The following is a 19,166-nucleotide window of genomic DNA, read 5'->3' as shown; positions in this document are numbered from 1 at the left end:
AGATGTGTATAAGAGACAGAGCTGAGGGTACCGCGAAGCGGCGATTCTGCCGCCAGAGCCTGGGGGTGCAGGGGGCGGCGGCGATTGGCCGCCCCCTGCGCGCTCCTTGCGCCATTCAGGTTATATGGCGAAAAATGATCGAGGAGCGCAATAGGCTGGAAAGCCTCGCATGACACCTTCTTACCTCACGAGTTAACTAGCATAAAAAAGCGGAGCAAAGACTCCGCTTTTCTATTTGCCAACACGCTAACTTACAGCCCTTTCAGCAGCTTCTCAACGTAGGCCGGCACCACTTCACTTGCCAAACCGTAATGCTTCTCCTCAAACTCGCTGCCCACCTGGCTCGGCTCGAGGTTAAGCTCGACGGTATGCGCGCCGTGCAGCTTCGCTTCATGGACAAAACCGGCGGCCGGATAGACGTGGCCGGAAGTGCCAATGGCAATGAAGATATCCGCCATCGACAGCGCCAGATAGATATGATCCATCTCGAACGGCATTTCGCCGAACCAAACGATATGTGGACGCAGCGGCGCCGGGAACTGGCAGCAGTGGCAGCGTTCATCGACCGACATGTCACCCGGCCAGTCAAAGACCTGACCGCTCTGAGTACAACGGACCTTCAGCAGCTCACCGTGCATATGCAGAACATCGCGGTTCCCCGCGCGTTCATGCAGATTATCGATGTTCTGCGTCACCAGCATAAAGCGATCGCCGAGCGCATCTTCCAGACGGGCTAGCGCCAGATGCGCCGCGTTTGGCGCAATCTCCGGCTGCTGCAGCTGACGTCGACGCTCATTATAGAATTTCTGCACCAGAGCAGGATCGCGCGCGTAGCCTTCCGGCGTCGCCACATCCTCAACCTTATGCTCTTCCCATAACCCATCCGCTGCGCGGAAGGTGCGAATCCCTGACTCCGCTGAAATCCCGGCACCGGTTAACACAAGTACCCTTGGTTTATCCATTTGCTCTGACATAGCCCTGTCCGTGAAAAAGGTTCGCTGGCGCAGACGCTGGCGCAGCTGACGTTTATTCCGACGAAAACGGCTCAATCGATGTAAGCGGCGCGACTGCATATCTACTCCACGTTAGTTAGTAAGATGAAGGAACGCAGCGCCGCGCATTCCCCCTGCATCTCCGTGGCGCGCGCGTTCAATTCGCGGCGGTCGGGCTACAGGCAATAAATGGCGCGGTAAGCGGTGCGCAAGTCCATCGGCGATCGCTGAAAAATTGGATAACCCACCGCCGAGAACCACTAAATCAGGATCAACGATGGTCAATATGTTGCCAAGACAGACGGCCAGCAGATCCAGATAACGCTCGACGTGTTCGCGGGCGTTAGGATCCTCTTGCTCCCACAGGGCAACGATTTCCGGTGAGGTAAGCGACTGCTGGTAAAAATGGTTATATAACCAGGCAAAACCGCGACCGGATAAATAGTTTTCAATACAACCAAGCTGGCCACAACCGCAGCGGGTCAGTGGGAAATCACGACCGACAACCTCAAGGGCGTCCACCGGCAGGCGAATATGGCCAAACTCACCGGTGATGTAACTGTGACCGGTAATCGATTTGCCGTTTTGCACAATGCCACCACCGACGCCGGTGCCCAGAATCAGCCCCATCACCAGCGGGTATTGGGTAAATTCCTCATCCCAGGCTTCTGAGATGGCAAAACAGTTGGCGTCGTTATCCAGGCGCACGTCGCGGTCTAGCAAACGACTCAGATCGGCACGCAGCGGTTTACCGCTAGCCGCCGGGACGTTGGCGGCGTACAGCAGGCCACCGTCCGTTTCCGGCATGCCGGGAATACCGATCCCGACGGTGCCACGACAATTAAAGCGTTCATCCGCCTCAACGACCAGTCCGATAACGGCCTCAAGAAAGTGCTCGTAGCCCTCTTTCGGCGTCGGAATGCGTTTTTCCCACTGAAGCTGGCGCGATGAATCAAATACGCCCAGCGCGATTTTGCTGCCGCCAATGTCAAATCCATAATGCATCATTGTCAATTCCTCTTATACTCGTCGTCTTTCAAGCAGCAGGAAGATGGCTTCACTCGTTCCCCCTCTTCCTGTAACTCGAAATCCATAGAGTAATCTGACGCGCGCAGCATCAAAGCCGCACGGTCAGGACGTCAAATTACTGGCCACTCAGCACCCTCGCAGGGTCAATACGGCTGGCGCGACGAGCGGGATACCAGCTCGCCAGCAGACTCAGCAACAGTGCCGTGACCAGCACATAAACGACATCCAGCCAGTGCAGTTCAGACGGCAGGAAGTCGATAAAATAAATGTCACCAGACAAGAACTGGTGACCAATAAGTTTTTCAATCACGTTAATAATGCCGGTCAGATACAAGGAGCCAAGCACCCCAATCACCACCCCGCATAGGCTGCCCAGGAGGCCCGCTAACAAACCATACCATACGAAAATTGCGCGGATCAGCCCGTCTTTGGCCCCCAATGTGCGCAGCACCGCAATATCGCTACTTTTGTCTTTGACCGCCATGACCAGCGTCGACACGATGTTAAAGCAGGCCACACCAATCACCAGTACCATCGCCAGATACATAATCGCGCGGATCATTTGAATATCGCGGTACATATAGCCGTAGGTGCCAATCCAGCTCTGGATAGTCACATAGCTGTTGGTCACAAGGCCTGCATCGCGCACCAGTTTATTGGCGTTAAAGACGTCCTGGACTTTGATAGCGATGCCGGTGATGCTCTCGCCCATATCCAGATACTGCTGGGCGTCCTGCATCGGGATCATGGCAAAGCTGTGATCGAGCTGGCCGCTCAGTTGCAGGATCCCGGTCACGTGCAGGCGCACGCGTTTCGGTTGCAATAGCTTATGCTCCGGATTGGAGTTCGGGATCATGATAGAGACCCAGTCCCCCGCCTTCACTTTCAACGCATCAGCCACGCCTTTGCCAAGGATAATTTGCTGCTCACCGGCTTTGAAATTAGCCCAGGCATCGGCCTGCACAAAGCTCGGCAGCGCACTCAGCTTGCTCTCCTGCAGAGGATCAACGCCTTTCACCTGGATGGCGCGCAAATTGCTGCCGCTCTCCACCAGACCGGTAAAGTTGATATAAGGCGCAGCGGCTTCAATGCCCTTCACCGCCTCCACTTTGGGCAGGATAGTGCGCCAATTGTTCCATGGCTGGTTAACCGCTTCAATTTCACCGTGCGGGACGACCGCCAGAATACGGTTGTTCAGCTCGCGCTCGAAGCCGTTCATCGCGCTCAGCCCGACGATCAGTACCGCCACGCCCAACGCGATACCGACGGTAGAAATCACCGAAATCAGTGAGACCATACCGCCGCGTCGACGCCCGCGACTAAAACGCAGGCCAATCAGTAACGATAGCGATGGAGCCATTACTGTGCTCCCATCAGGGTTAATTGATCGCTTAAGCGACCGTCACGCATCTCCAACTGGCGGCCCATACGTTTAGCGAGCTGCAGGTCGTGGGTGACCACTAAAAATGCGGTGCCCTGCGATTGATTTAGCTCACCGAGCAGCTTGAAGATACTGTCAGCATTTTTGGCATCGAGGTTACCGGTCGGTTCATCCGCCAGCACCAGACGCGGGTTATTCACCAGCGCACGGGCGATGGCAACACGCTGGCGTTCGCCGCCGGACAGCTCAGAAGGACGGTGGCTGGCACGGTGATCGAGCCCCACCGCTTTTAGCATCTCCAGCGCACGGCTGTTGATTTCCGCCGGTTTCTTCTTGCCAATCAGCAGCGGCATCGCCACGTTTTCCAGCGCGGTGAAGTCCGGCAGCAGATGATGGAACTGGTAGATAAAGCCCAGCTTCTGGTTACGCAGCTCCGCTTTCGCCGCCGACGAGAGCGAGCTCATCGGCTGGCCGCTGAATATCACATCGCCAGAGGTTGGCGTATCCAGACCGCCCAGCAGATGCAGCAAAGTACTCTTCCCCGAACCGGAAGTGCCGACGATAGCCATCATCTCCCCTTCGGCAATGCTGAAGCTAACATCGTGCAAAACGTCAGTTTGCACGTTGCCTTCCTGATAGCGTTTGCACAGGTTGTCGCATTGCAACAGGATCTTATTCATAACGTAAAGCCTCAGCGGGTTGAGTGGCGGCAGCGCGCCAGGAAGGGTACAGCGTTGACAGCAGCGCCAGGGCCATCGCCACCAGCGCAATCACAATAACCTGCAGCGGCTCGATGGCAACCGGCAGCGCCGCACCATCGAGGAACGCGCCGATAATCGGCATTAAATTGTTGAGCTGGCTGGCCAGCAGCACACCGAGCACCGCGCCCAGCAGCGCGCCGATAATCCCGGCGCTGGCACCTTGCACCATAAACACGGTCATGATCTGCCGGGGCGTTAGTCCCTGCGTTTGCAGAATCGCCACTTCGCCCTGCTTCTCCATCACCATCAGCCCAAGCGAAGTGATGATGTTAAACGCTGCCACGGCAACGATCAGGCTCAGCAGCAGCCCCATCATATTTTTTTCCATGCGCACGGCCTGGAACAGCTCGCCCTTACGATCGCGCCAGTCCTGCCATTTGGTGCCTTCCGGCAACGTTTGCTGGCTTAACGTGTCAACCTGCAGCGGTTTATCCAACCACAGACGCCAGCCGGTAATGTTACCCAGTGGGTAGAGCATCAGACGCGAGGCATCCTGAATGTTGACCAGCATCTGATAGCCATCCACTTCACTGCTGGCAGCAAAGGTGCCGATGACGGTGAACAGACGCTGGCTCGGCAGACGCCCCATCGGCGTAAACTGACTCGCCGACGGCACCATCACGCGGATTTGGTCGCCGCGATTGACGCCCAACTGCCCGGCAAGCTGCTCACCGAGTATGACGTTGTATTTCCCGGCCACCAGATCGGTTTGTTTGACGTTCACCAGATAAGGGGTCAGCGGGTCTTTTTGCGCCGGATCGATTCCCAGCATCACGCCAACCGAGACGCTGCGGGCGCTTTGCAGCACCACATCACCGGTGGTGAGCGGTGCAACGCGGGTCACGCCCTGGAGCTTCACGCTCTGCTCGGGGAATTTTTGCGGGTTCAGGGAGCCTTGTTCGGCGCTCAGAATGGCCTGCGGCATCAGCCCCAGGATGTTGTTTTGCAGCTCGCGTTCAAAGCCGTTCATCACCGACAGGACGGTGACCAGCGCCATGACGCCAAGCGTAATGCCGATGGTTGACAGCCAGGAAACAAAGCGACCGAAGCGGTCCGCTGCCCGCCCGCGCATGTAGCGCAGGCCAATAAATAGTGCGACAGGTTGGTACATGTAATCCGTCTGATTGCTGATAGCAGAAGCACGAGTATATAAGCGAATGCCGGATCGGTAAATGACTGAACCGTAAGCCAAGCCTGACAATCCGCTGACGATACAACACGAACATTGAATTTTTCACCGTTGCGGTCAATAGTGTTGTTTTCCCTTTATTTGCGAATTCATGATGATCCGCACCTTAAATCCGCTATTTTTACCCGCTGGCGCGCTGCTGCTGGCACTGTTTCTGGTTTACACCGGTGTTAGCGCCGCTGAAAAAGTGACCTGGGTGATGGAAGTGACGCCGGTGATTATCATCGTGCCTCTGTTGTTGCTCACCGCCAAACGTTACCCGCTCACCCCCCTGCTCTACGCGCTGATTTTCTTTCACGCCATTATTTTGATGGTCGGCGGCCAATATACCTATGCCAAAGTACCTATCGGTTTTGATGTGCAGGCGTGGTTGGATCTCAGCCGTAACCCGTACGACAAACTGGGACACTTCTTCCAGGGGCTAGTGCCGGCGCTGGCGGCTCGTGAAATTCTCGCCCGCGGGCAGTTTGTCCGTGGACGTAAAATGCTGGCGTTTCTGGTCTGCTGCGTGGCGTTAGCCATCAGCGCGACTTATGAACTCATCGAATGGTGGGCGGCGCTGGCGATGGGACAAGGCGCGGATGATTTCCTCGGCACTCAGGGTGACCCGTGGGATACCCAATCGGATATGTTCTGCGCCCTGCTCGGCGCGTTAACCACGGTGATTGTGCTGGCTGGCATACATTGTCGGCAGTTAAAACGGTATGGCTTGATTAGCGCCTGAAAACGCATTCTCCGGCCAACACCGCATTCGTGTTGGCCGGAAAAAATAGGATTCCCTTCCTATCCCCGACGCAGTTTGATAATCAGAATCGGCAAGGCAAACAGCAGCGTTAGCAGGTTTGCCACACTGACCGCCGTGTCTTCAATCATCACGCCATACACCAGCCACAGGGCCAAACCGCAAACAAACATTACGTACATCAGCCCGGATATTCCCTGGGTGTTGCGGGTGGTAATGACCTTAAACGCCTGCGGTAAAAAAGAGAGCGTCGTCAGGCATGCCGCCAGATAGCCAATCAGCGAGATCCACTCCATGATTACGCCTTCACTTCGCTGACAGCAGCAACAGTTTCTATCGGCGTATCCTCGACCACCACTGGCTGTGGCACTTTGCGATACTTATCCAGCAGGTGAATGTGAATCTTACGCAGCATGTCGCCATTTAAACGGTAGTAGCGGAAATAGAGCGCCAGCGTGATGACAAAGAACAGCGTCGGCAGCGCAATCATAATAAACTGCATGCCCAGTACCGTTTCGGCCGACTGCACACCGTTAGGCACATAGCCAATCACGCCCAGCACCACCGCAATAAAGAACGCCGCAAATGCCGAGCCCCCCTTCACGACCATGGTTTGCACCGCATAGGCGATGCTTTCACAGCGCACGTTAAACTTGTACTCGCCGTAGTCGACGGTGTCGGCCACCATAATGACCTGCAGCACCCAAAACAGCGCCGTGCCGATATTAAGAAATACCCCCGCCACGCAGATAATAAGCAGATTGTGGAACCCCGTCAGCGCCATCATAAGCAGCACGCCGGCGCTCAATATCGGCATCACTGACGCCCCCGACCACAGGATTCGCCGCGATAACGCTTTTGCCAGTCGTGGAAAGAGCACCAGCGTCAGTAGGTTTGCCGCGCCAGCGTAGGACAGGTAATACGGGAACAAATCGGCATCGCCGACGACATAGGTAAAGTAGTAGATAGCAAAGCCGGTAATGATATTCGACGCCACGTTATAGGCCAGCGCCATCCCCAGCAGGCACGATAGCTGATCGTTTTTGTAGATCAGCGCGAGAATGGATTTTAATGAAAGCCGCGAGCTGTCTGCCGTTGCCTCGCTATCGGACGAGAACACCTCATGCACGTTTTTCAGCGTGACAATCGTTGATGCGATAAAGAACGCAATCAGCACCAGCGTGAACATCTGAAAGCCAAAACCGCGATCCGCGCCGCCGACATAGTTCACAAACGGCAGCGTCACGCCGGCAGTCACAAACCCGGCGAGGCTGGCAAAAAAGCGCGGGAACGGCACCAGCTGTTCTCGCTCTTGTTTATCCAGCGTTATCGTCGGCACCAGCGACCAGAAGGGAATATCCATAATGGTGTAGGTCATCCCCCACAGAATGTAGGTCACACAGACGAAGACTATCTGCGCAGTCCCTTCAAAGAGGTGGGCGCTGAACAGTAAAAACAACACCAGCGAGTTGGCCAACGTGCCAAGTAGGATCCACGGCTTAAACTTCCCCCACCGTGAGCGCGTGGCATTGACAATCCAACCCATCACCGGGTCGTTAAAGGCGTTCCAGATCTTAGCCACCAGAAACAGCGAACCGACCACGCCAACCGAGAGACCCACGACGTCGGTGTAGTAATACATCAGATACATGTAAACGATGCCGATCGCGAAATCCTTACCAAATGCACCGAACCCGTAACTTAATTTTGTTTTCAGAGAGATGCTCATAGGGTACCGGGTCGCAGTTACCTGCGCCCGCCTGCTGTTATGTGCGAGGTAAAACGCCGGATACACCGCCCGGCGTCGTCAGGTATTAACGGTGCAGCCAGGCCGGTAGCCAGTCGCCGTGAGCGGCAATCAGGTCATCCACCAGCGCGTAAATCTCCTCAATGCCGAGTACGGCGGCAGTATGCGGGTCCATCATTGTCGCGTGATATACCCGACTGCGGTTTTCGGTCAAAATGGCTTCCGTCAGCAACGTCTGGACGTTGATGTTGGTTTGCATCATCGCCGCCAGGTGGGAAGGAATGGTCCCCACTTTGGTAGGCTGAATACCGTTGGCATCCACCAGGCAGGCCACTTCCACGCAGCTGCCCTGCGGCAGGTTATCGATAAGCCCGTCGTTACGCACGTTGCCGTAAATCACGCTCGGCTCACCGGTCCAGATGGCGTTCATAATGGTGCTGGCGTACTCCCGCGACGGCTTAATATCAATCCGTTCAGCGGTTTTGTACTCTTCCAGCTCTTTATGCCAGTTAGCCAGCTGTTCAACACAGCGTTTCGGATACTCATCCAGCGGCACTTTGTAGCGTGCAATCAGGTCTTCGCGCCCCGGCTTAATAAACCAAGGGGTATATTCCGCAAAATGCTCCGATGACTCGGTCACAAAGTAGCCCAGCTTTTTGAACATTTCATAGCGGACGATGTTCTGACAACGCTCGTTACCGTGCAGATTTGGTTTCGGCGCTTGCCCGGACTCATAGGCTGCCAGCAGTTCCGGGTACAGATTCACGTAGCTGCCGTCGGCGGTTTTACGTTCCAGTTCGAGATAGAACGCCATGTGGTTGATGCCCGCGCTGCGGTAGCGTAACGAGGCGGGGTCGATATCCAGATCGCGCGCCAGTTCCTCCGCGGTTCCCTGCACCGAGTGGCACAGACCGACCTGCTTAATGTGCGGATAGCGCGCGTACATCGCCCAGGTATTCATCGCCATCGGGTTCACATAGTTGAGCATGGTGGCATCCGGGCACACTTCCGTCATGTCATCACAGATTTGCCACAGATGCGGGATGGTGCGCAGCGCGCGCATAATACCGCCAGGGCCAAGCGTGTCGGCAATGGTCTGTTCCAGCCCGTGGCGTTTGCAGACGTCAAAATCGGTCACCGTGCAGGGCTCATAGCCGCCAATCTGGAAGGCGACCACGACAAAATCAGCCCCTTGCAGCGCCGCTTTTTGGTTGGTATGGCAGGTGATATGGCCCGATGCGCCGGCGGAATCCATCAGTTTGCGCACCACAATGTGCGACTCTTCCAGCCGTTTTTCATCAATGTCCATCAGCGCGATATGCGCCGATTTGAGCGCCTCACGATGGAAAACATCGCCGAGGATGTTCTTGACGAAAATAGTCGAACCCGCGCCGATAAAGGTAATTTTTGGTGCTGTCATCATGACTCTCCAGAACAGTAGTGGACAAGGTCATGGTGGCACGCGAAATGGCGAAAAACCTCCAGCTTCCATGAGGAGCATTCCCAGAAACTCAGATCCGATGAGAGCTCAACCACGATCTGAGTTTTTGGGACAAATTAGGCAGAAAAGCAGAGTATCCGGCCTCATATCCGTTCTATTATCAATAGCAGACACCCGATCTGTGTCCGCTTTCGCGGTATCAATGCGTGAAAGCGGGCATGATTCTGACAATTCAGGAAACGGAGTCACCATGAGTATCGATCCGATAACCTTTCTGCCGCCCGACCCGCACATGTGCAACGGCGATGAAAAGCAGACCCGCAGTCCGCTGTCGCTCTATTCCGAATATCAACGCATGGATATTGAACTGCGTCGTCCGCACGTCATGCCCGCCAGCCACTGGCACGGCCAGGTGGAGGTCAACGTGCCGTTCGACGGCGACGTTGAGTATTTGATCAACAACGAAGTGGTGCAGATAAAACAAGGGCACATTACCCTGTTCTGGGCCTGTACTCCGCATCAGCTCACGCGTATCGGCCACTGCCAGCAGATGGCGATTTTCAGCCTGCCGATGCATCTTTTCCTCTCCTGGCCGCTCGACCGGGAGCTGATTAACCATGTGACTCACGGAATGGTGGTGAAATCACTGGCAACCCAGCAGCTTAGCACCTTTGAAGTGCTGCGCTGGCAGCAGGAGATGAGCAACCCGAATGAGCAAATTCGCCAACTGGCGATCGATGAAATCGGCCTGATGCTCAAGCGTTTTAGCCTCTCCGGCTGGCAGCCGATTTTGCTCAACAAAACGTCGCGCACCCATAAAAACAGCGTCTCACGCCACGCCCAGTTTTACGTCAGTCAAATGCTGGGGTTTATTGCCGATAACTACGATCAGGCGCTGACCATTAACGACGTCGCCGACCACGTCAAACTCAACGCCAACTACGCGATGGGCATTTTCCAGCGGGTAATGCAGTTAACGTTAAAGCAGTACATTACCGCAATGCGAATAAATCATGTCCGCGCACTACTCAGCGATACTGATAAAACCATCCTCGACGTCGCCATGACCGCCGGATTCCGCTCAAGCAGCCGTTTTTACAGTACATTCAGCAAGCTGGTCGGCATGTCGCCACAGCAATATCGCAAGCTGAGCCAGCAGCGCAGACAGCTTACTTGATACCTAACGCCGAGTTTTAAGCGGTTGCACTCCCGCCACCATCACGGATAATAAGATCATAAAATTGATATCATTACCGTGTATACACGACGTCACTGATGCCGCCTACAGGTGGCAGACGAACGAATAAACACGGATTTCTGGAGAACGTGCGCTGACCATGCCTGAACATGCTCGTTATGCCCTACCGACCAAACCCGGCGAACAGCGCCTGCTTGGCGAACTGACCGGCGCCGCCTGCGCAACGATTGTCGCCGAGATTGCAGAACATCATTCCGGCCCGGTGGTGCTCATCGCCCCGGATATGCAAAATGCGCTGCGTCTGCACGATGAAATCAGCCAGTTCACCGACAATCTGGTGATGAATCTTGCCGACTGGGAAACTCTCCCGTACGACAGCTTCTCCCCGCATCAGGACATCATCTCCTCGCGCCTGTCCACGCTCTACCAGCTGCCCGCGATGAAGCGCGGCGTGCTGATCGTCCCGGTCAGTACCCTAATGCAGCGCGTCTGTCCGCACAGTTTCCTTCACGGCCACGCGCTGGTGATGAAAAAAGGGCAACAGCTATCGCGCGACGCGTTGCGCAGCCAGTTGGATAGCGCGGGTTATCGCCACGTTGACCAGGTCATGGAACACGGCGAATACGCCACCCGTGGTGCGCTACTCGATCTCTACCCTATGGGCAGCGACCAGCCGTACCGTCTGGATTTCTTCGATGATGAAATCGACAGCCTGCGCGTCTTTGACGTTGACAGTCAGCGTACTCTCGAAGAGGTTGAGGCCATCAACCTGCTGCCGGCGCATGAATTCCCGACCGACAAAGCGGCCATCGAACTGTTCCGCAGCCAGTGGCGCGATCAGTTTGACGTCAAGCGCGATGCGGAGCACATCTATCAGCAGGTCAGCAAAGGGACGCTGCCCGCGGGCATAGAATATTGGCAGCCGCTGTTCTTCAGCGAGCCGCTGCCGCCGCTGTTTAGCTACTTCCCGGCGAATACGCTGCTGGTGAATACCGGTGATATCGATGCCAGCGCCAACCGTTTCCAGACCGACGCCCAGGCGCGCTTTGAAAACCGCGGCGTTGACCCGATGCGTCCGCTGCTGGCGCCAAACCGTCTGTGGCTGCGCAGCGACGAGCTCAATAGCGAGCTGAAAAAATGGCCTCGCGTCCAGCTTAAAACCGAGCACCTGGACAAGAAAGCGGCCCACGTTAACCTTGGTTTCCAGCCGCTGCCTGACCTGTCGGTACAGGCACAAAACAAATCGCCGCTGGAAAACCTGCGTAAGTTTATTGAGAGCTTCACCGGTCCGGTGATTTTCTCGGTGGAGAGCGAAGGCCGTCGCGAAGCGCTCGGCGAACTGCTGGCGCGCATTAAGCTGGCACCGAAGCGGATTCAGCGTCTGGATGAAGCCGTGGGTAACCAGCGCTATCTGATGCTCGGCGCGGCGGAACACGGGTTCATCGATACCCAGCATAACCGGGCGCTGATTTGCGAGAGCGATCTGCTCGGTGAGCGCGTGGCCCGCCGCCGTCAGGACGCTCGCCGGACCATCAACCCGGACACGCTCATCCGCAACCTGGCGGAGCTGCACATTGGCCAGCCGGTGGTGCACCTTGAGCACGGCGTGGGTCGCTACGCCGGGATGACCACCCTCGAAGCCGGCGGCATTACCGCCGAATATCTGATGTTGATGTACGCCAACGACGCCAAGCTGTACGTGCCGGTATCATCGCTACATCTGATAAGCCGCTACGCGGGCGGTGCGGATGAGAGCGCCCCGCTGCATAAACTGGGCGGCGACGCCTGGTCGCGAGCGCGGCAGAAAGCCGCCGAAAAAGTGCGCGATGTTGCGGCAGAATTGCTGGATATCTACGCCCAGCGCGCGGCCAAAGAAGGATTTGCCTTCAAGCACGATCGCGAACAGTATCAGCTGTTCTGCGACAGCTTCCCGTTTGAAACTACGCCCGATCAGGCGCAGGCGATTAATGCCGTGCTCAGCGATATGTGTCAGCCGCTGGCGATGGACCGTCTGGTATGCGGCGACGTTGGCTTTGGTAAAACCGAAGTGGCGATGCGCGCCGCCTTCCTGGCGGTAGAAAACCACAAACAGGTGGCGGTGCTGGTGCCCACCACCCTGCTGGCCCAGCAGCACTACGATAACTTCCGCGACCGTTTTGCCAACTGGCCGGTGCGCATTGAGATGCTGTCGCGTTTTCGCAGTGCCAAAGAACAGACGCAAATTCTGCAGGAAGCCGCCGAGGGTAAAATCGATATTCTGATTGGCACCCATAAACTGCTGCAAAGCGATGTAAAGCTGCGCGATCTGGGCCTGCTGATTGTCGATGAAGAACACCGCTTCGGCGTTCGTCATAAAGAGCGCATTAAAGCGATGCGCGCCGATGTCGATATTCTGACGCTCACCGCCACCCCTATCCCCCGTACGCTGAATATGGCGATGAGCGGGATGCGCGATCTGTCGATTATCGCCACCCCTCCGGCGCGTCGTCTGGCGGTGAAAACCTTTGTCCGCGAATACGACAGCCTGGTGGTGCGCGAAGCAATCCTGCGTGAAACGCTGCGCGGCGGCCAGGTGTACTATCTGTTCAACGATGTCGAAAACATTCAGAAAACCGCCGATAAACTGGCGGAACTGGTGCCGGAAGCGCGTATCGCTATCGGCCACGGCCAGATGCGCGAGCGCGAGCTGGAACGGGTGATGAATGATTTCCACCACCAGCGTTTCAACGTGCTGGTGTGTACCACCATTATCGAAACCGGGATCGATATCCCGACCGCCAACACCATTATCATTGAGCGCGCCGACCACTTCGGTCTGGCCCAGTTGCACCAGTTGCGCGGCCGCGTGGGCCGTTCGCACCACCAGGCCTACGCCTGGCTGCTGACGCCGCATCCGAAAGCGATGACTACCGATGCGCAAAAGCGCCTGGAAGCCATTGCCTCGCTGGAAGATCTCGGCGCGGGCTTTGCGTTAGCCACCCACGATCTGGAGATTCGCGGCGCGGGCGAGCTGCTGGGTGAAGGCCAAAGCGGGCAGATGGAGTCTATCGGCTTCTCACTGTATATGGAGATGCTGGAAAACGCCGTCGATGCGCTCAAAGAAGGCCGCGAGCCGTCGCTGGAAGATCTCACCAGCCAGCAGACCGAAGTCGAGCTACGCATGCCGTCGCTGCTGCCGGATGACTACATTCCGGACGTTAACACCCGTCTGTCGTTCTACAAACGCATTGCCAGCGCCAAAGGCGAAAGCGAGCTTGATGAGATTAAGGTCGAGCTGATTGACCGCTTCGGCCTGCTGCCGGACGCGGCGCGCAACCTGCTGGATATCGCCCGTCTACGCCAGCAGGCGCAGAAACTGGGGATCCGCAAGCTCGAAGGTAACGAGAAAGGCGGCGTGATTGAGTTTGCCGAGAAGAACCACGTCAATCCGTCATGGCTGATTGGTCTGCTGCAAAAACAGCCGCAGCACTATCGCCTCGATGGCCCAACACGGTTGAAGTTCTTCCAGGAACTGACCGAGCGCAAAACCCGCATGGACTGGGTGCGCCAGTTTATGCGCCAGCTCGAAGAGAACGCCGTCGCCTGACCCTGTTCCCGGCAGCGCCTGCTGCCGGGTTCTTTCCGTTTCTCTTAGTATTCCCAGCGCAGGGTCATGCCTAGCACCAGCGGGCTGGCATCAAGTTCATCCGGATGGATGAATGGCGTACCGGCAAAGAAATCGTAGTTAGTTTTCCACAGCATCCCGCGCAGCCCGGCCACGCCACCCGCCAGATAGGTAGTGGAATAGATTTCGCTGCCCTGTCCGCTGACTCGGCCAATATCCACTCCCAGATAAAACTGCGCCGCCAGTGAGGGCAGATTCAGGTTGAGATCGTTACGCAGGAACCAGCCGCTGTCAGCCTGCAACGTGGTATCACCGTCAAAGCCGCGCACCGTCCAGCGGTTGCCGATGGAAAGCTGGTCGGGAAGATTGAGCTTATCCGGCGTGATCTGCTGGCTGTAGTGCGGATGCCAGCTTAACGAGCGATTGAACAGTGAGAACGGCACATTGGCTTCCACGTCAATATTGACAAGCCGTGAACCCACATCGGCATTGCCGGTTTGCTCTTCCACCGACTGTTCGGCCCCGAGCCAGCGGGTGTTGCGCTGGAACGACACTTTAGTATCAATCACCGCCTTTCCCGGGTAAGCCGTATGTTCAAGGGTGGCGCGCCACGAGGCCATGTCGTGGGCCTGGACGAGAATCTCCGTATCATTGAGATCGTATTCTTCGTCGCGCTTCAGCACCTGGAAGCTGGCCTGGAGTTTCTGATAGCCGCTGCGAAACAGCATGCGGTTAAGCGTGGCGCTGAGATTTCGCTCATCGCCGCTGTACTCATAGGTATTGCTGCCGTCCACTACCCGCTGGGTGTACTTATCGCGGCTGGCGTAGAGATCCAGCGACCACCAGCCGAACGGCACCGAGTAATAGGCGGTACCGTACTTTGAATTTTTATCCCCCTGGTTTTGCAGTCCGCCACCCGCCGAGAGATAAATCAAGTCGTCGAGGGTAGTGATATTGTCCAGATACAGCGTGCCGCCACCCTGATAGCGCCCGGTGTATTTGCTCCCCGCATCGTCCACCCACGCGCCGACGCGCCAGCGTTTCGCCTGCTGGCGTGAAATTTCAATATCGCTTTCGCCGTCGTGCGCGCCCGGTTTCAGTTTAATACTGGCGGTTGTTCCCGGCACCCGCTGGAGATTTTCCAGCCCCTGCTCCAGCGCGCGCAGCGACAGCAGATCGCCGGACGAGAGCGGCAGCGTATTGGCGAAAAAGACATTCTGCTGGCTGCCATCGCTCCACTGAACTTTACCCACCTTGCCGGGCTCAAGCCGTAAATGCAGTTCGCCGGTGCGTAGATCCTGATTGGGAATCGCCACGCGGCTGGTGACGTAGCCGCTGGCGATAACCTGGTTTTGCACCGCTCGCGCCAGCAGACTAATCCCTTTCGCCCCCAGGCAGCGGCCCTGCGCCTGTTTAAGCAACGATGTCAGCGTCAGCCACTGCGGCAGCGCCTGACGATTATCAATTACCACCCGGTCAAGGGTAAAACAGGGCGTTTCCTGTGGAAAATCCAGATCTCCGGTGTGCAGCGTGCTTTTGCTCGCCATCACTTCGGTGCCCTGCGGCGTAAGCTGCGTTTGACGGGCTTTTTGGTTGTCGGTTTGGCTTGAAGAGGGGCGGATGGCAGAACCACTGTCGGCCATGACGTGGGGGCAAAACGGAATGAAAATGGAACAGCAGACAAAAGCCACAAGCTGACGTCGCATAGTGGGGAAATCCCTTGTTCTGATAAAGTCAGAATAAAAACTGGCCACCTTCCCGGTGGCCAATGTGATGTATATTAACGATTAAAAGGATCAATAGGGATTTTTGGTATACGCACCATAGATAGACCCTTTATTACTCATTTTGTTGACATAAAACGTCGTATTGTTAGCGTATACAACTCCAGTCTGTTTTATATTGATAGCATCAGATTTCATTACACCATTATTTTCCGTATAAAATTCACCTGCATTATCAATACGCTTTACGGCTTCAACGCTAAAGCTATTAGCACCATAAATATATCCCCCTTTATTGTTCTCAATAGTTGCTGAGGCGTACATATTGAGATCACCATTAGTTGTGATATCACCGTTGTTAGAAATATCTTTGCCGGTTAAAGAAATATTTTTAGTGGTCGTAATTCTGCCATCATTGGATAACTCATCAGCGGCATTAACGGAAATATTGCCATCAGACGACTGGACGATTCCGTCATTATCAGTATAAAAGTCATCGGTCGCATTAATATTGATATCCCCGGTGGCGATCAGGCTCCCATTGGCAATATCAATGTCATTACCGGTGATATTGATGCTATTTCCGGAGATGGCACCGCGGTCGTTATCCAGGTTATCGGCCTTGATCGTGACCTCCGCGCCGTTAATGACTCCGCCGCTATGCTTATCGTAACAATTCGCCGTGTTATCCAGTGTGTTAACGACCAATTGCAGGGAACCGTCGCTGCTAAGCTTACCGTCGGTATTGGTCAGCGTCCTGGTATTGACCAACAGCGAGTGGGTGGTGGCGACTTCACCGTCTTCGTTATCAAAAGCGTGTCCGGCATAAATGCTGGCATCAGCGGCAGCGATTTTGCCATGATTGTCGATGTCGTCAGCATCCACCTGGAGACTATTATTGGCCTGAACGGAGCCGCCATTGCTGACTTTTTTCGCCGTCGCGGAGATATCCTGGCCATAGATGCTCCCGCTGTTATTCAGTGAGTCAGTATTCAGCGTCAGAGTGCTGTTGCTGGCAATCCAGCTGCTGTTATCGATCTCATCGGCAGTGATACTTACCGCGCCGTTACCGGAGATCCCCTGCCCGGCGTTATCCAGCGACTGGCCGTGAGTATCGATGGTAATTGAACCATCGGATACAATCGCACCGTCAACGTTGTTATCGATATTCCCGCTGTTAATGGTCATCGCGCGCTCGGCCTGAAGCGTGCCGTGGTCGTTATCGAGGGTATTTTTGTGGGTATCAATCGCCACTTCACCACCGGCAATCAGGCCGTTATTCTCCAGCTTGCCCTTAGTGCTCAGCGAAAGGGTATCGCTGGCAGAGATAGTGCCGTTATTGCGCACGCCCACGCCGTCTTCCGTGCCGATTAGCTGAATTTTATTGGCGTACATACCGCCAAGGCTGGAGACATCCACCGCCAGAGAAGGTTTGCTGAACACGGAAGACGAAATACCGCGAGTCGCCAACGTGGCGTAATCGACGTGATTACTGCCGGTAACGATGCGCAAATCCTGCGCCTGCAGCTGGGCGTTGACCTTCACCGAGCGGGAGATAATGTCGGTATAGCCGGTGCTGCGGTCATCCATCCCCTTACCGGTGATCACTACCTGACCATCGTTAACGTTAAAGCCGGTCAGCTCACCGTTGCTCATCTCGGCGGTCCCGGTCACCAGCGTGGAGCGGCTGGCGTTAATAAACCCGCAGCCGTCACAGGAAATGCCTGACGGGTTGGCAATGACCACCGCCGCCTGCTGCCCGGCCACTTCGACCATACCGTTCAACTGGCTCGGGTCGCGGGAGTTGACTTCGTTAAGAATCACCGTGGCGCTGCCGCCCGACATATTGCTGTTACCCGCAATATCGCCGCCAAGCGTGGTGCTGCTGCCGGTGGAACTGTTGTTGAGAATCACACCGGTCGGGTCAACGTCGAACTGGGTAAAGGTGTTATGGGAAACGCCTCCTGAACTGGCGCCGCTAATATTCACCACCGTCGCCCCGGTGTCCGCAATCGTGACTTTGGTGTCAGGCGATTTGCGGCCATCCACCACTACGGCGGCGCTCGCCTGGGCAATCGCGCCAAGCCCTAGGCCCACGGCGAGGGACATAGCACTCAGTTTAAAAAGGGTCTTTCCTGCTTTTAACGTTTTCATCGCTGTTCCTTTAGATGAGGGGTAAATTTTGCTTAGTCATAGCTAATATTGAAGGTCGCCGAGGCCTGGAAATCCCCCGGCTGCACTGGGGTACCGTCGCTAACCAGCTGTGCCTGCATAGGCATCTCGCGGTGGTTAACCGTGCCGGTGTAGGGGAACGTCAGCACGCTGGCGCCGTCCGGCGGCAGCGGATTGTCCTGGGTATCGGTGATTTTGACCCCAACGCCCGCAGCGCTGCCGCTCTGCTGGCCCAGCAGCGTGACGTTGTTGCTATCCACTCTGGTGGAGGTCATCTTGACGTAGACATTGTTCAGAGTAGCGCTACAGTTATCGACCACCAGAGTAAAGGGCACCTTGTCGGTGCTGTCCCCTGAGAGCTGCTGCGGGGTGATACCGTCACCGAGATTGATGACCGCGGAAGGGTTGCCCTCGACGCTGATATGGGTGTCGCAGGTCGGCGTTATCGGTACCAGATGAACATCGAAATAGTAGGAAATATTATGTTTTATAGATGAACCGAACCGCATAGAAAACAATCCATAACGACTACCGACGAAATCGCTATCGAAAGGAAATGGCTGCCATGAAGGAAGCTGCCAGAAATAGACATTAAGCTTAAAATTCATCCCTGATTTCTTGGAACCAATCGCCTTCATGTTATCCCAAGGGTGACCATCCTGGTTTAACCAGGTGGCCGTGCTGTCAACAACAATCGGAATCGTGTCCCCGGAATGCCCCTGGCACTCACCTGACTCATCCCCCCCCTGACAGATAATTTCCATGGAGTAGGCAATGCCTGGCATATTCTGATTAACCAGATACAGCGTGCGACCGCTCGAATCAGTACCGGCAATCCCGCTGGCTGGCACGTTACTCATCCCGAAGACAGTAACGCTGTTATCGCCAGAACTGTCTGAGCACTCCAGATCGTCATCGTGATCGAACAGACCAATGGTCTTCATCCCCAACAGCACATCGCTTGCCGGGGCGCCGGTGATGCTATCGAACATCCCCGTAACGTCCCCCAAATTAAGGGTCTTTCCCCCGGCATATTTATTGATAAAGCTGTTACTCACATAGCAGTCATTCACCTTCGCCTGCGCACTCGCGAGGTGAAACAGGAATAACGCCACGCCCAGCGAGGCCATCAGCATTCGGCGAATTAACCCCATCTTGTTGAAAAAACTCACGGCATTTCTCCTTT

At 55.7% G+C, this 19,166-nt stretch carries 14 protein-coding genes; 3 read left to right on the top strand and 11 right to left on the bottom strand.

Going from position 1 to position 19,166, the window contains the following annotated elements; genetic code table 11:
- Positions 1 to 251 precede the first annotated feature (251 nt).
- The 5 genes from cobB to lolC form a co-directional block, all read right to left on the bottom strand.
- Entirely contained in the window at positions 252 to 1,073 is an 822-nt protein-coding gene (gene cobB, locus KP80_RS15115; protein ID WP_052284476.1) for a Sir2 family NAD+-dependent deacetylase, read from the bottom strand.
- Positions 1,074 to 1,085: 12 nt separating this feature from the next.
- Positions 1,086 to 1,997: an N-acetylglucosamine kinase gene (gene nagK, locus KP80_RS15110; protein WP_052284479.1), complete on the bottom strand. Its 912-nt coding sequence runs from the start codon at positions 1,995 to 1,997 to the stop codon at positions 1,086 to 1,088.
- A 139-nt stretch (positions 1,998 to 2,136) separates the two neighbouring features.
- Positions 2,137 to 3,381, bottom strand: a complete 1,245-nt coding sequence (gene lolE / locus KP80_RS15105) for a lipoprotein-releasing ABC transporter permease subunit LolE (protein ID WP_052284475.1) — start codon at positions 3,379 to 3,381, stop codon at positions 2,137 to 2,139.
- Positions 3,381 to 4,082: a lipoprotein-releasing ABC transporter ATP-binding protein LolD gene (gene lolD, locus KP80_RS15100; protein WP_052284474.1), complete on the bottom strand. Its 702-nt coding sequence runs from the start codon at positions 4,080 to 4,082 to the stop codon at positions 3,381 to 3,383. Before lolD ends, lolE begins: the two co-directional genes overlap by 1 nt.
- Complete coding sequence (gene lolC / locus KP80_RS15095) at positions 4,075 to 5,274, bottom strand: lipoprotein-releasing ABC transporter permease subunit LolC (RefSeq protein ID WP_072129134.1); 1,200 nt, start codon at positions 5,272 to 5,274, stop codon at positions 4,075 to 4,077. Before lolC ends, lolD begins: the two co-directional genes overlap by 8 nt.
- Positions 5,275 to 5,446: 172 nt before the next feature.
- Here lolC and KP80_RS15090 point away from each other — a divergent pair, with 172 nt between their 5' ends.
- A complete protein-coding gene (locus KP80_RS15090; RefSeq protein ID WP_052284472.1) occupies positions 5,447 to 6,076 on the top strand; it encodes a DUF2238 domain-containing protein in 630 nt (209 codons plus the stop codon).
- Positions 6,077 to 6,135: 59 nt separating this feature from the next.
- Here the strand turns inward: KP80_RS15090 and KP80_RS15085 are convergent, their stop codons facing one another.
- The 3 genes from KP80_RS15085 to melA all read right to left on the bottom strand — a co-directional run bounded on the left by KP80_RS15085 (position 6,136) and on the right by melA (position 9,264).
- Positions 6,136 to 6,390 (bottom strand): SemiSWEET transporter, encoded by a 255-nt coding sequence (locus KP80_RS15085; protein ID WP_052284471.1) that lies wholly within the window; start codon positions 6,388 to 6,390, stop codon positions 6,136 to 6,138.
- A gap of 2 nt (positions 6,391 to 6,392) precedes the next feature.
- Positions 6,393 to 7,823: a melibiose:sodium transporter MelB gene (gene melB / locus KP80_RS15080; protein ID WP_052284470.1), complete on the bottom strand. Its 1,431-nt coding sequence runs from the start codon at positions 7,821 to 7,823 to the stop codon at positions 6,393 to 6,395.
- Positions 7,824 to 7,908: 85 nt separating this feature from the next.
- On the bottom strand, positions 7,909 to 9,264 hold the full coding sequence (gene melA / locus KP80_RS15075) for an alpha-galactosidase (RefSeq protein WP_156315673.1): 1,356 nt from the start codon (positions 9,262 to 9,264) through the stop codon (positions 7,909 to 7,911).
- Positions 9,265 to 9,532: 268 nt separating this feature from the next.
- Between melA and melR the strand changes: the two genes are divergently transcribed.
- A complete protein-coding gene (gene melR, locus KP80_RS15070; protein ID WP_052284469.1) occupies positions 9,533 to 10,459 on the top strand; it encodes a transcriptional regulator MelR in 927 nt (308 codons plus the stop codon).
- A 160-nt stretch (positions 10,460 to 10,619) separates the two neighbouring features.
- Complete coding sequence (gene mfd, locus KP80_RS15065; protein ID WP_052284468.1) at positions 10,620 to 14,066, top strand: transcription-repair coupling factor; 3,447 nt, start codon at positions 10,620 to 10,622, stop codon at positions 14,064 to 14,066.
- A gap of 44 nt (positions 14,067 to 14,110) precedes the next feature.
- Here mfd and KP80_RS15060 read toward each other — a convergent pair whose 3' ends face one another.
- From KP80_RS15060 to KP80_RS15050, 3 genes are all read right to left on the bottom strand, one after another.
- Entirely contained in the window at positions 14,111 to 15,790 is a 1,680-nt protein-coding gene (locus tag KP80_RS15060) for a ShlB/FhaC/HecB family hemolysin secretion/activation protein (protein ID WP_052284467.1), read from the bottom strand.
- Between the two features lie 90 nt (positions 15,791 to 15,880).
- Complete coding sequence (locus tag KP80_RS15055; protein WP_052284466.1) at positions 15,881 to 17,962, bottom strand: filamentous hemagglutinin N-terminal domain-containing protein; 2,082 nt, start codon at positions 17,960 to 17,962, stop codon at positions 15,881 to 15,883.
- A 32-nt stretch (positions 17,963 to 17,994) separates the two neighbouring features.
- Positions 17,995 to 19,152, bottom strand: a complete 1,158-nt coding sequence (locus tag KP80_RS15050) for a fimbrial protein (protein ID WP_052284465.1) — start codon at positions 19,150 to 19,152, stop codon at positions 17,995 to 17,997.
- Positions 19,153 to 19,166: the final 14 nt, after the last annotated feature.

Source organism: Kluyvera genomosp. 1 (genome assembly GCF_001266615.1).
In the GTDB taxonomy this organism is placed as follows: Bacteria; Pseudomonadota; Gammaproteobacteria; order Enterobacterales; family Enterobacteriaceae; genus Kluyvera; species Kluyvera cryocrescens_A.
The sequence above is the reverse complement of the archived record's forward strand: the minus strand, read 5'-3'. Positions and strand labels throughout refer to the sequence as shown.